This is a genomic window from Peteryoungia wuzhouensis, from assembly GCF_003205195.1.
GTDB lineage: Bacteria > Pseudomonadota > Alphaproteobacteria > Rhizobiales > Rhizobiaceae > Allorhizobium > Allorhizobium wuzhouense.
In genome coordinates, this window is record NZ_QJRY01000002.1 from 228034 (window position 1) to 240768 (window position 12735).

General features: G+C 63.6%; 14 protein-coding genes. 6 read left to right on the plus strand and 8 right to left on the minus strand.

Features of this window, described 5'->3' with window-relative positions; all coding sequences use genetic code 11:
• Position 1: 1 nt before the first annotated feature.
• The 6 genes from DMY87_RS06990 to DMY87_RS07015 are packed head-to-tail and all read right to left on the minus strand — an operon-like array spanning position 2 to position 5358.
• Complete coding sequence (locus tag DMY87_RS06990; RefSeq protein ID WP_110790584.1) at positions 2–1660, minus strand: NTP transferase domain-containing protein; 1659 nt, start codon at positions 1658–1660, stop codon at positions 2–4.
• A complete protein-coding gene (locus DMY87_RS06995) occupies positions 1657–2364 on the minus strand; it encodes an XdhC family protein (RefSeq protein WP_110790585.1) in 708 nt (235 codons plus the stop codon). Before DMY87_RS06995 ends, DMY87_RS06990 begins: the two co-directional genes overlap by 4 nt.
• Positions 2364–2693, minus strand: coding sequence for an XdhC family protein (locus DMY87_RS07000; RefSeq protein WP_110790586.1), 330 nt, complete (start codon positions 2691–2693; stop codon positions 2364–2366). The genes DMY87_RS06995 and DMY87_RS07000 overlap by 1 nt, the downstream gene beginning before the upstream one ends.
• Positions 2690–3949: a vWA domain-containing protein gene (locus tag DMY87_RS07005; RefSeq protein WP_110790587.1), complete on the minus strand. Its 1260-nt coding sequence runs from the start codon at positions 3947–3949 to the stop codon at positions 2690–2692. Before DMY87_RS07005 ends, DMY87_RS07000 begins: the two co-directional genes overlap by 4 nt.
• A gap of 2 nt (positions 3950–3951) precedes the next feature.
• Positions 3952–4884, minus strand: a complete 933-nt coding sequence (locus DMY87_RS07010; RefSeq protein WP_110790588.1) for an AAA family ATPase — start codon at positions 4882–4884, stop codon at positions 3952–3954.
• 24 nt (positions 4885–4908) lie between these two features.
• Entirely contained in the window at positions 4909–5358 is a 450-nt protein-coding gene (locus DMY87_RS07015) for a flavin reductase (protein WP_110790990.1), read from the minus strand.
• Between the two features lie 217 nt (positions 5359–5575).
• On the opposite strand from DMY87_RS07015, the gene DMY87_RS07020 reads away from it, so the two are divergent.
• Complete coding sequence (locus tag DMY87_RS07020; protein WP_110790991.1) at positions 5576–6652, plus strand: branched-chain amino acid ABC transporter substrate-binding protein; 1077 nt, start codon at positions 5576–5578, stop codon at positions 6650–6652.
• A 9-nt stretch (positions 6653–6661) separates the two neighbouring features.
• On the opposite strand, the gene DMY87_RS07025 is transcribed toward DMY87_RS07020, so the two are convergent.
• Entirely contained in the window at positions 6662–7426 is a 765-nt protein-coding gene (locus DMY87_RS07025) for an SDR family NAD(P)-dependent oxidoreductase (protein WP_110790589.1), read from the minus strand.
• A gap of 209 nt (positions 7427–7635) precedes the next feature.
• Here DMY87_RS07025 and rpe point away from each other — a divergent pair, with 209 nt between their 5' ends.
• The 4 genes from rpe (at position 7636) to purB (ending at position 10872) form a co-directional block, all read left to right on the plus strand.
• Positions 7636–8313 carry a ribulose-phosphate 3-epimerase gene (rpe, locus tag DMY87_RS07030; RefSeq protein ID WP_110790992.1) on the plus strand — a complete coding sequence of 226 codons (678 nt, stop codon included), beginning with the start codon at positions 7636–7638 and terminating at the stop codon, positions 8311–8313.
• On the plus strand, positions 8310–9029 hold the full coding sequence (locus DMY87_RS07035) for a DUF2259 domain-containing protein (protein WP_110790590.1): 720 nt from the start codon (positions 8310–8312) through the stop codon (positions 9027–9029). The genes rpe and DMY87_RS07035 overlap by 4 nt, the downstream gene beginning before the upstream one ends.
• Complete coding sequence (locus DMY87_RS07040; RefSeq protein ID WP_245408846.1) at positions 9026–9508, plus strand: hypothetical protein; 483 nt, start codon at positions 9026–9028, stop codon at positions 9506–9508. The genes DMY87_RS07035 and DMY87_RS07040 overlap by 4 nt, the downstream gene beginning before the upstream one ends.
• A 62-nt stretch (positions 9509–9570) precedes the next feature.
• Positions 9571–10872 carry an adenylosuccinate lyase gene (gene purB / locus DMY87_RS07045; RefSeq protein WP_110790591.1) on the plus strand — a complete coding sequence of 434 codons (1302 nt, stop codon included), beginning with the start codon at positions 9571–9573 and terminating at the stop codon, positions 10870–10872.
• A 64-nt stretch (positions 10873–10936) separates the two neighbouring features.
• Here purB and DMY87_RS07050 read toward each other — a convergent pair whose 3' ends face one another.
• Positions 10937–11743: a DUF2189 domain-containing protein gene (locus DMY87_RS07050; RefSeq protein ID WP_110790592.1), complete on the minus strand. Its 807-nt coding sequence runs from the start codon at positions 11741–11743 to the stop codon at positions 10937–10939.
• Positions 11744–12075: 332 nt separating this feature from the next.
• Between DMY87_RS07050 and DMY87_RS07055 the strand changes: the two genes are divergently transcribed.
• Complete coding sequence (locus DMY87_RS07055) at positions 12076–12624, plus strand: alpha/beta hydrolase (RefSeq protein WP_110790593.1); 549 nt, start codon at positions 12076–12078, stop codon at positions 12622–12624.
• The last annotated feature ends 111 nt before the right edge of the window (positions 12625–12735 follow it).

Here is a 12735-nt window from a genome sequence, read left to right on the forward strand (position 1 = left end):
GTCAGTCCCTCAAGGTGCCACCCGCTGCAACGACGGCTTCCGGCGTATCGACGTCGAGCCGAGCGGCAGCGCCGATCTCGACATCGATGACCGGAAGACCGGAACTCTCGATCACTGCCCGCGCGCCGATGTCCCCCTCGAGCGCCTTCAACGCCTCGAAGGTATGGGCCGGCAAGATCACGGGATTGCCGCGCTGGCCATCGGCCACAGCACGGATGATCGCCGGGGTTTCCATCCTGCGCAAGATTTTTGCCATCAGCTGGATATCACCGGTCGTAACACCGGGCATATCGGCGAGCAGCACCATGATCGCGGGCAAGCCGACCGCCTCAGCGGCGGTCAGGCCGGCACGCAGGGAACTTGCCATGCCGGTCGCATAGGCCGGGTTTTCAATGGGTTCGACATCAAGCCCTGACAAGGCCTTCGTAATATCGGCGGAGCGGTGACCAGTGACCACGAAGACGGGGCCGCAATCCGCCTCGACCGCCTGCCGAACCACGCGGCGCACCAGGGCCTCGCCTTCGAACTCGGCCAGAAGCTTGTGTGGCCCGCCCTCGCCCATGCGGCTGGCCCGGCCGGCGGCCAGCACGACGATGCCGAGATCGGGCGCGTGACCCGCCGGACCGGCTCCGGTATTCGCGGCGAGACGCGGCAGAGGCCGGCTTGGAATTTCCATCAACAGACCTCCCACGCCCCACCCGGCCATCTCGTCTGCCGACGGGGGAACGCCGGCCAGGATGCGGTTCAGGACCCAGTCGAAGCCATTGTCCTTCGGCGAGCGCGCACACCCCGGCGCTCCGATCACGGGCACGTCGCCGATATGGCCGAGCACCAGCAGATTGCCGGGATCGACGGGCAGGCCGACCCGCTCGACGGTTCCGCCGGCAAGCATGATCGCCTTGGGGATGACATCCTCGGCATCGCAGACGGCAGAGGCACCAAAGACCACGAGAAGTGATGGAAAAGCGCCAGGATCGGCCGCGGCACCAACAAGGCTTGCCCTCAACGCATCGGCCACCGCCTCAGCCTCATGGCGGACCCGCCGCTCGCCTGCGAGCTTGCTCCCCGAGCGGTCAAGACGCGCCTCAAGCACCCTGGCCGTCTTGTCCATGACGGAGCGCTTGAGGGAGGGCAATTCGGTCGCGACCAGATGCACGGCATATGGCCGGTAGGAGCGAACACAAAAGGCGTCGCCCGCTTCAAGCACAGAGATCGCCGCATTGAGGCTGGTGGCAGACACAGCCAGCGGAATGATCTTGATCGTTGCCACGAGATCGCCGCTGCGCACGTCACTGCGATCCGCCAGACATGCAAGCGTGATCGCGGGATCAACCCGATTGAAGCGGTCCACCACCGCCTTGTCGGCAACGAAAAGGCCGTTGGCGGACGCGTAGAAGTTGACGCGGCCTGTGGCGGCCGGGCCCCGGTCGAGACGTGAACTGCGAATGGACGATGCAAGCAACTCCGCCGCCTCGTCTTCCGTCCGGTCTCCCTCGTGAAGCTTGCGCACGATCACCTGTTCGACACCCTCGGCGCGCAGCCGGGAGATATCCGCTGCCGTCAGCCGGCTCCCTTTGGGCAATCGACCGGTGTTGAGCGGCAACGAATGGGCGAGGATGGCGCCTTCCGCCTCGTCGAGCGGCAGCGGACCGAAACTCATGCTAGAGGCTCCGCGTGCGCAAAAAGCGGCCGGCGGCGCAGCGCCTGAATGATGTCCGCAAGCGTTGCGACCGCAATTTCCGCCGGCGTGGCGGCCCCGATATCGAGGCCGATGGGAGCCGAAATGCGACCGGTCTCTTCTGTGCCAAACCCTTCAGCCGCCAGACGTTCGAGGCGCTTGGCATGGGTTTTCCGGCTGCCGAGCGCGCCAATATAGAAACACCCGGCCTTGAGCGCCGCGATGATGCCGGGATCGTCGATCTTGGGATCATGGGTCACCGCGACCAGCGCCGTGAAACGGTCGAGCGGTTGCCGGGCCAAGGCATCCTGCGGCCATTCGGGAACGAGATCGATGCCCTCAAAACGCTCGGGCGTGGCAAAGGCCGTGCGCGGATCGACGATGCGAACGGCGAAGCCGGCCAAGGTGGCCATGGATGCCAGCGCCTGGCTGATATGCACGGCACCGATCACAACGATCCGGGCGGGCGGCAGGTGCACATTGAGAAACCAGGACTGGTCATCGACCGTGACGAGACCCGATTTTCCGGACCGCAGGCGCTGCCCGATCTCATCGGAAAGTGGCCCATCGACGGAATCGCCTTCGACAACGAGCCGGCTCGGACCACCCGCAAGATCTGTGACGACCACTGCTGCCCGGCGGGCGCGCCGCGCGGCGTTAAGCGCCTGGAGAAGCGAGACCTCCATCAGCCCAGCCTTTCGACATAGACGCGAATACGGCCGCCACAGGAGAGGCCAACACGCCAGGCCGTCTCGTCGGCAACGCCGAATTCCAGCATGCGTGGGCTGCCGTTTTCCAGCACTTCAAGTGCCTCCGTAATGACCGAACCCTCTACACAGCCACCCGACACCGAGCCTTCGAAATTCCCCTCTGCGTCGATCACCAGATGACTGCCGACCGGACGCGGGGCCGAGCCCCAGGTCTCGACGACAGTGGCGATGGCGACCGCCCGCCCCTCGGCCTGCCAGTCCTCCGCAATTACCAGCGGATCACGCGTGAGCATATCCTGGGTCATGGCCTCATCCCTCCGGAATTCATCAGGCGGCGCGGATCGCAATCCCGGTCCAGCGGCGCGGACAGCGATTTCACGAGATCGCCGAGCGCATTCAGATTGTGCACCGACCGCAGTTCGTCAACATGCGGCAGCATGGCCCGCACGCCACGCGCCCGCGCCTCGAAGCCGGCAAAACGCAGGAGCGGGTTGAGCCAGACGAGGCGCCGGCAGGACCGGTGCAGCCGGTCCGTCTCCATAGCCAGCAGATTTACGTCATCCCGCTCCAGGCCGTCGGTGATCAGAAGCACGATTGCGCCCTGCCCCAGCACGCGCCGTCCCCATTGACGGTTGAACAGACGAAGCGTCTCTCCGATCCGCGTGCCGCCAGACCAGTCGGCAACGGCAGCACTGCATTGCGCGATGGCTTCATCCGGGTCGCGGTTGCGCAGTTGCCGGGTAACATTGGTGAGCCGGGTGCCGAACAGGAAGGTATGCACCCGCCGCCGCCTCTCGGTCAGCACATGCAGGAAATGCAGGAAGATCCGGGTGTATTGGCTCATCGAGCCGGAGATATCGGCCAGCACCACCAGCGGCGGTGGCCGCTCCCGATGCGTGCGGAAGCGCGGCAGCATCAAATCGCCACCGGAGCGCAAGGACTGCCGCATGGTGGCGCGAGCATCAAACATGCGGCCCCGGTTGGACGGGCGGTAACGGCGGGTCTTCACCGCATCATCGGGCATGACAAGCCGCTCAATGGCGCGCCGTGCCTCGGCAAGTTCGGCCGCCGTCATCTGGCCGAAATCGAGCCGGCGAAACACATCCTGACCGGAAACCGTGAGCCGGGCATCGATCTCGACATCCGGTTCGTCCCGCGGCGGTGCCTGCCGGTTCTTTTCGGCAAACAACGCGTCGCTCACGCGTGCGCCACCGGCCTTTGGCTTCTGCCGCTCGCCGATCGCCGCCACCGGCGACATCAGCGCGATCATCTTGCCGATCAGGTCCCGCGAGCGCCAGAAGACGGCAAAGGCTTCATCGAAAACCGGCTGATCCTCGTGCCGCTTGACGAAGATGGCAGACAAAGCGGCGTGAAATTCGATACGTGACCCGATGCCGATCGCATCCACGGCTGCAATCGCGTCGATCACGGCACCGGGTCCGGGTTTCAGCCCGGCCTTGCGCAGCACCCGGGCAAAATGCACGATGTTGTCTGCAAGTTTTCCGTCACCCGCGACCGGTGGCGGAACGATGATGCCGTCCTGTGCATGGACGCCCTCCATGCTCACACCGCCGCCGCAAGCAGCTCGGCCTTGACCTCGGAGAGAAGCGCCTGGCCCTCGCTGCCCTGGATGCGCGCTATGTCTTCCTGGTATTTCAAGAGCGTGCCGAGCGTGTCGGCAATCGTCTCGGGATCGAGTGCCAGCCGGTCGAGTTCGGTCAGCGCCGTCGCCCAGTCGATCGTCTCGGCAATGCCGGGGCTCTTGAACAGGTCCACGGTCCGCAGCTTCTGCACATACCCGACGATCTGGCGCGACAGCTGCACATCACAGCCTGGCACCTTGCGGCGGATGATCGCCAGTTCCTCGGCAGCGGCCGGATAATCGACCCAGTGATAGAGGCAACGGCGCTTCAGCGCGTCATGCACCTCGCGGGTGCGGTTCGACGTGACGATGACGATGGGAGGCTCTGCCGCCTTCACCGTGCCGAATTCGGGAATGGTCACCTGGAAATCCGAGAGCACTTCGAGGAGGAAAGCCTCGAAAGCCTCGTCGGTGCGGTCCAGCTCATCAATCAGAAAGACCGGGGCGCGACCGGACTGCCCGTCCAGCGCCTGCAAGACCGGCCGGCGGATCAGGTAACGTTCGGAAAAGATGTCGCTTTCCAGCCGCGACCGATCGGACATGCCCGAGGCCTCCGCCATGCGGATTTCCAGCATCTGGGCGGGGTAGTTCCACTCGTAAACGGCGGATGCGACGTCAAGGCCTTCATAACATTGCAGGCGAATGAGGGGCCGGTCCAGCGCCTTGGCCAAGACCTTCGCAACCTCGGTCTTGCCGACGCCGGCCTCCCCTTCGAGGAACAGCGGCCGCTTCATCCTGAGTGCGAGAAACAGCACCGTGGCGAGTGGCCGGCCGGCCAGATAATCCTCATCCGCGAGCAGATCGATGACGGCATCGATCGTCTGCGGCAGTCCCGTATCCGCGCGTTCTGCCATGTCTCCTCCTCTTGTGGGAAAAGCTTACAGCGTGCGAAAGCCCCGGTCCAGATAGATGAGAGCGGGCTGTTTCGGACCCATATGCAGGGCCAGCACCTCGCCGAACAACACGGTATGGGTTGCCGTCACCTTGCGATCGACCACCCGGCAGTCGAAAGCGGCAAGCGCGTCGTCGAGCACAGGCGCACCCGTTTCGAGGGTCCGCCAGGTTCCGAGTGCAAAACGCTCTTCCGCCGAGAGCTTGCCAAAACCCGCAAAGGCACCGGCCAGCGCCTCATGATGGGCGGCGAGCGAGTTGAGCGCGAAGAAACCGCTTTCGAACAAGACATCATTGCTGAGATTGCTGTTGTTCAGGCACACGAGCACGGTCGGCGGATTGTCGGAGACGGAGCATGCAGCGGTGATCGTCACCCCACGCCGCACGCCCTTGTGCTCGGATGTCACGACCTGCACATGGCCGGCATAATGGCTCATCGCCTCGCGATAGGAGACCGGATCCAGACCTTCACGACTCAAATGCTGTCTCCCTGCATGCATTCCCACTTCGATGGCGAATATGGACGCCAAGCCTTACCTTTTCCACAACAGCGCCAAGGTTTTTCAAGACCGCCTGCTCATCGGCCGGAAAGCCAGCATTTCCAATTGCCTAAGCTTTCGGTTAGGATGCCGCCAAGCAATGTGGGACCTGCCAATGAAACGACTTTTGCTGACCGGCGCCATGACTGCCATAGCGCTCGCGCCGGCGTTTGCCGAGCCGCTGACACTGGCTGTCGTCGCCCCCAAGAGCGGCCTCTTTGACGTGCTCGGCGAGCAGGTGCGTCAGGGCGCCCACCTGGCGGCCGACCGGCTGTCAATCGCGCTGGTCGAGATCGAGGAAAGCTGCACGGAAGGCAGCGGGCCAAAAATTGCCGAACAGATCCGCGCGGCCGGCGCCAAGGCGGCGATCGGCTTCCTCTGCAGCGAGAGCCTGGTCGGCGGGCTGCCGCAGCTGGCAGAGGCTGGCATTCCGGCCATCACGCTTTCGGTTCGCTGGAAGGGCCTGATGGAAGATTCGGCCAAGGAGAGCTGGCCCTTCTTCCGCCTTGCCCCAGATAGCGATGCAGAGGCAAAGAAGCTCTCCGAAATCATCCTGCGCGACTGGGCGGGCGACGCCGTGGCCCTCCTGGATGACGGGACCATTCGCGGTCGAGAGCTGGCGGATGCCGTCCGCGCAAGCCTTGAGGAAAGCGGCCTGAAACCCGTCTTCACCGACACCTTCCGGCCGGGCCAGGAGCAGCAGCTCACCCTCGTGCGCCGACTTAAGAAGACCGGCGCATCCCGTGTCTTCATCGGTGGTGACCGCAACGATGTCGCCGTGATCGCCCGCGATGCGAAGACCGAAAAGCTGGCGCTGACCATCCTGGGTGGCGACGCCATGCGCGCTGCCAATGAACCGGTGCCGCTGGAAGATGGCGTGCTGGCCGTGGGTCTGGACGAGACACCGCAAGGCCCCTCCGCAGAGGCGTTGGCGGCAGAACTGACCGAGAAAAAGATCTCGGCAGAAGGTTATGTTCTGCCAGCCCATGCGGCTGTGACGATCCTGGCGGATGCTGCAGGCATTTCGTCGGCCATGGGAACGGCGCTGCCGGATGCGCTGGTCGGCACCCCCTTCGAGACGGCCTTGGGTCCCGTCACCTTTGGAGAAGATCACGAACTGAGCGAAAATCCCTATCGCCTGCTCGAATGGAAAGGCAACGCCTTCGTCGCCGTCCCGGACAAGACACAGTAGGGCTTCAGCTCAGTCACGGTAGGGCCAGAAGGCCTGCGTGAAGACACCGCCATCGACCCAGATGGTCTGACCGGTCACGAACGACGCCTGTTCGGAGCACAAGAACAGCACCGGCCCTGCGATGTCCTCCGGCGTGCCGACGCGGCGGAGTGGCGTGACGTCGCCCCAGGTCTTCGCATAATCAGGGGCTTCGGCCTGCGTCCGCGCCGTCTCGATGGCGCCGGGCGCGATGCAGTTGACGCGGATGCCCTGCGGCCCCAGCTCAACGGCGGACACCTTGGTGAACTGCTCGATCCCGCCTTTCGACGCCGTGTAATCGACGAGCTTCGGGAAGGCGAGCTTGTTGCAGCCGGAGCCGAGATTGACGATCGAACCGCCCTTGCCAGCGGCCACCATGCGCCGCGCTACACGCTGCGTGTTGAGGAAAGTGCCCTTGAGATTGGTGCTGATCACTGCATCCCAGCGTTCCTCGGACAACTCCAGCAGCGAAGCCCAGGTCTGGATCCCGGCATTGTTGACCAGCACATCCGGCGCCTGGCCTGCCCAGGCAATTGCCTCATCGAGAAACGCCTCGATGGCCTCGCTGCCCGCAACCTCGCACTCGCGGCCAAGAGCCCGGCCTCCGAGCGCCGCCGCTTCCGCCTCGACGGCAGCAGCGGCTTCCGCCTGGCCGATATGGGTGAAGGCGACGTCGTAACCGGAGGTGACGAAGGCCGAAACGAGGTGTCGGCCGATGCCCGAACTGCCGCCGGTGATGATCGCGAATTTGGCCATGTTGTCCTCCCAGACCGAGATCTTTATCCGGTCGAGGGATGGACGCCCGACACCGGCGCGTCAAGCCCGGATGCATCTCATTCCAAGGCATGGTTGCCGCACACCATCGCGGGTGCTATGCGGACCGGAAATGACTGCCATGATCCCGCATGGACCCGGCACCGGATCGCGCCGGCCACCCATGCGACTGCGCTGCCGAGGAACACGCCATGACACGCCCCCTGCTGATTTCGCCCTCCATTCTCGCTGCCGACTTCTCGCGCCTCGGCCAGGAAGTCTCCGATGTCGTCGAGGCGGGCGCCGAATGGGTTCACCTGGATGTCATGGACGGCCATTTCGTGCCGAACATCTCCTTCGGCCCGGCCGTCATCAAGGCGCTGCGCCCCCATACCAAGGCCGTCTTCGACTGCCATCTGATGATCGCACCGGCCGATCCCTATCTGGCGGCCTTTGCCGATGCCGGCTGCGACATCATCACGGTTCATGCCGAAGCGGGGCCGCACCTGCACCGCTCGCTGCAGACCATTCGTTCACTCGGCAAGAAGGCGGGCGTCTCGCTCAATCCGGCAACCCCGCTTTCGGTCATCGAACACGTGATGGATGATCTCGACCTGATCCTGATCATGAGCGTCAATCCCGGCTTCGGCGGCCAGAAATACATCCCCGCCATGACCGACAAGATCGCCAAGGCGCACGCTCTGATCGGCAACCGCCCGATCGATCTTGAAGTCGATGGCGGCGTGACCGCCGACAACGCCGCCGAGATTGCGAAAGCCGGGGCCAATGCTCTGGTCGCAGGCTCCGCGATCTTCAAGGGCAATGGCGTGGATGACTACCGCAAGACGGTGGCCACCCTGCGCAAGGCGGCCGAGGGAGGACGCGGGTGAAGTCACCGCTTCCGACCATCGCGATCCTGCTGCTCACGGCTCTTGCCGCGAACGCCGGAGACGTGGCGGAGATGCGGCCGCTGGGTTTTTCCCCCGACGGCAAATACTTCGCCTTCGAACAATTCGGCGAACAGGACGGCTCGGGCTTTCCCTATGCGGAAATCCAGGTGATCGACACCGAGACGGACAGCTATGTCGAGGGCACGCCGATCAAGGTCCTCATCCGACAGGAAGAGGCATCGATCGGTGAGGCGCGGCGCGAAAGCCTGAACCAGGCCAAGGCGCTGCTCGACGCGCGAAAAATCGGGGATGATCCCGGCCATCTCGTCGCCTTCGCACCCATCGGCGAATTGACGGAAAAGCTGCACGACCTGCGCTATCAGGCCTTTCCGAGCTTCTACGTCTCAGACGGCATTTACCGGCTGTCTCTGCAGGAATTCGATGCCGAGGGCGAGGACCTCTGCCGCAGCATGAACACACCTGTGCGCGGCTTTGCCCTCTCCGTTGCGGACGACGCCAAGCCCGAAACGAAGCGCGAGGTTTACAGGGACCGGAATGTGCCGAAGAGCCGTCACTGCCCGAGCGCCTATGCGATCGGCGGTGTGGTGACAGCCGGCCTGGGATCGACAGCCCCGCACATGGTCATGGTCCAGGTGGCGTCGCTCGGCTTCGAAGGCAGCGATCTGCGCTGGCTTGCCGTTCCGGTGAAGCCGTGATCAGGCGCGCCCGGCTGCCCTCGATGCAGCTTTGGAGCGTGGGCGCCTTGGCCTGGGGGCTCGCCATGGCCTTGAGTTTCCTTCTGTCGATCCATGTCTTCGGTCGAGCAACTGGCAGCCATGATATTGGCCTCACCGCCATCTATGCTGCGGGCGGGGTAATTGGATGGCTCGTCGCCCTTCCTCTGGTCTGCTTCAGCGGGGACGGCAGGAGATCCGCAAAAATCTTTGCCGCCTGGTTCCTCTTGCTCGGCCTTGCCACAATCGGGGCAACCGCCGGGCTTTTTGCCCTGCAATACCGCATGTTCTATGCCCATTGGCACGCGCCCTTCCCTTCACGCATCTGGGTTTACCAGTTTGTCTTTACCTCCGCTTCGGCGCTCTACCAGTTCGCCGTTCTCGGCCTCAGACACTTCCTGCCCACGGCCTTCCTGATTTTGCTGGTGCTTGCCATCCTCATGGCCCGCCGCAACCGTTGAGCTTATCGGCTCACTTTGCTAAGGGGGGGCCAGAATTTCAGATCCAACGAAAGACGAGCCCGATGATCCCGCGTTACTCCCGGCCGGAAATGGTCGCCATCTGGTCCCCCGAAACCAAGTTCCGCATCTGGTTCGAAATCGAAGCCCATGCTTGCGACGCACTCGCCGAACTCGGCGTCATCCCGAAAGAGTCGGCCCGGATGATCTGGGAAAAGGGTGGCGCGGCCGAATTCGACGTGGCCCGCATCGACGAGATCGAGGCCGTCACCAAGCATGATGTCATCGCCTTCCTCACCCATCTTGCCGAATTCATCGGCCCGGACTCGCGCTTCGTCCATCAGGGCATGACCTCGTCCGACGTGCTGGACACGACGCTCAACATCCAGCTGGTGCGCGCCGCCGACATCCTGCTCGCCGGCGTCGACCGCGTGCTGGCAGCGCTCAAAACCCGCGCCTTTGAACACAAGGACACGGTCCGCATCGGCCGCAGCCACGGCATTCATGCCGAGCCGACGACCATGGGCCTGACCTTTGCCCGCTTCTATGCCGAGATGGCCCGCAATCGGACGCGCCTCGTCAATGCCCGCGCCGAGATCGCCACCGGCGCGATCTCCGGGGCCGTCGGCACCTTCGCCAATATCGACCCGCGCGTCGAAGAGCATGTCTGCGAAAAGCTCGGCCTCGTCGCCGAGCCGATCTCGACCCAGGTCATCCCGCGCGACCGCCATGCGATGTTCTTCGCGACGCTTGGCGTCATTGCCTCGTCGATCGAGAATGTCGCGATCGAGATCCGCCACATGCAGCGCACGGAAGTGCTGGAAGCCGAAGAATTCTTCTCGCCGGGCCAGAAGGGCTCGTCGGCCATGCCGCACAAGCGCAACCCGGTGCTGACCGAAAACCTCACCGGCCTTGCCCGTCTGGTGCGGATGTCGGTGACGCCGGCGCTGGAGAACGTAGCTCTCTGGCACGAGCGCGACATCAGCCATTCGAGCGTCGAGCGCGCCATCGGCCCTGATACCACGATCACGCTGGACTTTGCGCTGAACCGTCTGGCCGGCGTCGTCGAGAAGCTGGTGATCTACCCCGAGAACATGTTGAAGAACATGAACAAGTTCAAGGGCCTGGTCATGAGCCAGCGCGTGCTGCTGGCGCTGACGCAAGCCGGCGTGTCGCGTGAGGACAGCTACCGCCTCGTCCAGCGCAATGCCATGAAGGTCTGGGAAAAGGGCGCCGACTTCCTGGAAGAACTGCTTGGCGACGCGGAAGTTCGCGCAGCACTCTCCGAAGAGGAGATCCGCGAAAAATTCGATCTCGGCTATCACACCAAGCACGTCGACACGATTTTTGCCCGCGTCTTCGGCTGATTTCGGCCATCAGAGCTGAGAGAACCAAGGCCCGGCGGACATGCCGGGCCTTTTGCATTGACGATCAAACGTGCGGCCGCGCAACCACCAGCTTGCGATAGAGATGCCAGGTGGCATGTCCGAGCACGGGCACGATGACGACCAGCCCGACCATCAGCGTCGCCATGCCGATGGCGAGCAGTCCGGCAACCAGCAGGCCCCAGACGGCGACCGGCACCGGATTGGCTAGGCTCGCACGGATCGAGGTGGAGACTGCAGTCACCGCACCGACATCCCTGTCCAAAAGCAGCGGGAACGCAACGATGCTGACCACCAGCGCGACGAGCGCCAAGAGGAAACCGAGGCCGTTGCTCCAGATCAGGAAGGGAACGGCATTCGGGTGACCGAGGATGCCGGACATGAAGTTGAACACGCCGGGCGCCAGATTGTCGCTGACCATGGTGTCATAAAGACCCCGCGCCAGAAACAGCCAGACCATGAAGAGCAGAAGCAATCCGATGCTCATCATCAGCAGGGACGGCAGCGAAGGCGACTTGAGGATCGCCGGCACCTTGGACCAACTCGCGTCCTCACCGCGCTCGCGCCGCCGGCTGATATCCATCAGACCCAGCGCCAGAAGCGGCCCGAGCAGGGCAAAGCCCGTAAGCAGCGGATAGACCATTGGCAGCAATTCGGCACCGGCGCTCCAGGCGATCATGATGGCACCGGCGATTGGATAGATCAGCGCCACGAAGGCATAATGCGACGGCTTCTCGCGGAAATCGGCATAACCCTCGCTCAGCGCATCAAACACGTCGGCCACCGAGATCCGGCGGATATCGGGTCGCTCCAGAAGTCCGGCGGGGCCGGTCAAGACATGAAAAGTCGACATTCTCACTCCTCCTCGAATTCCCAGGAATTGCAGACTGCAAAGTGAAATGCACGAAAGAGGCATGCCCCCCGATGCCCCATGAAACCGACACGCCGTAAATGCGAGAACACATGACTGGTCGGCAGGCGGCACATACGGATGCTCGGCGTCTTGCAGGAGCATCCGACACAATCATATCACCACTGCGCCCGAATGTCGCGGCCATTGGAACGACGCGCACCGGATCGTGATGAAGGGCCGGCGTGGACAGACGCGATACAGCAGTCGGATTTTTTGTCCGGGACGGCACCGGAAACCTTGACGCGGCGCATCGCCAAACGCAGATAAGCGCCATGAAAGTCTCTGATGTCGATATCCTGATCGTACCCGGTTACACCAATTCCGGCCCCGACCACTGGCAAACCCGGTGGGAGTCCAAACTGTCGACCGCGCGCCGCGTCGAGCAGGCGGAGTGGTCGAAACCGGTGCGCGAGGATTGGGTGGCCCGTGTCGTCGAGGAGGTCAATTCCTCGACCAAGCCAGTTGTTCTTGTTGCCCACTCACTGGGTGTCCCGACAGTCATCCACGCGATCCCGCAACTCAAGCAGAAGGTGGCCGGTGCCTTCTTCGTCGCGCCGCCGGATGTCGCCAATCCGGAGATCCGCCCCAAACACCTGATGACCTTCGGGCCCTACCCGCGCGATCCCCTGCCCTTCCCGTCGATGACCATTGCCAGCCGCAACGACCCCTTCGGGGAATACGCCCATGCCGAGGACATTGCCAACGCATGGGGATCGCTGTTGGTCGATGCAGGCGAATCCGGACACATCAACGCCGATTCCGGCCATGGCCCCTGGCCCGAGGGCACGATGGTCTTCGCGCAATTCCTCAGCCGCCTGTGAAAACGATCGGTCGCGAACGACCCGGCCAAATATGAACAAAAGGTTTACGGCGCCATCAGGTGACGGGCATAGCCGGTTAAGCGCTTCTTAAGTCAAGCGACCTAGACTTGA

Coding starts and splice junctions, on each gene's coding strand:
- DMY87_RS06990 (WP_110790584.1), bottom strand. CDS start 1,660: ATGAGTTTCGGTCCGCTGCCGCTCGACGAGGCGGAAGGCGCCATCCTC.
- DMY87_RS06995 (WP_110790585.1), bottom strand. CDS start 2,364: ATGGAGGTCTCGCTTCTCCAGGCGCTTAACGCCGCGCGGCGCGCCCGC.
- DMY87_RS07000 (WP_110790586.1), bottom strand. CDS start 2,693: ATGACCCAGGATATGCTCACGCGTGATCCGCTGGTAATTGCGGAGGAC.
- DMY87_RS07005 (WP_110790587.1), bottom strand. CDS start 3,949: ATGGAGGGCGTCCATGCACAGGACGGCATCATCGTTCCGCCACCGGTC.
- DMY87_RS07010 (WP_110790588.1), bottom strand. CDS start 4,884: ATGGCAGAACGCGCGGATACGGGACTGCCGCAGACGATCGATGCCGTC.
- DMY87_RS07015 (WP_110790990.1), bottom strand. CDS start 5,358: ATGAGCCATTATGCCGGCCATGTGCAGGTCGTGACATCCGAGCACAAG.
- DMY87_RS07020 (WP_110790991.1), top strand. CDS start 5,576: ATGAAACGACTTTTGCTGACCGGCGCCATGACTGCCATAGCGCTCGCG.
- DMY87_RS07025 (WP_110790589.1), bottom strand. CDS start 7,426: ATGGCCAAATTCGCGATCATCACCGGCGGCAGTTCGGGCATCGGCCGA.
- rpe (WP_110790992.1), top strand. CDS start 7,636: ATGACACGCCCCCTGCTGATTTCGCCCTCCATTCTCGCTGCCGACTTC.
- purB (WP_110790591.1), top strand. CDS start 9,571: ATGATCCCGCGTTACTCCCGGCCGGAAATGGTCGCCATCTGGTCCCCC.
- DMY87_RS07050 (WP_110790592.1), bottom strand. CDS start 11,743: ATGTCGACTTTTCATGTCTTGACCGGCCCCGCCGGACTTCTGGAGCGA.
- DMY87_RS07055 (WP_110790593.1), top strand. CDS start 12,076: ATGAAAGTCTCTGATGTCGATATCCTGATCGTACCCGGTTACACCAAT.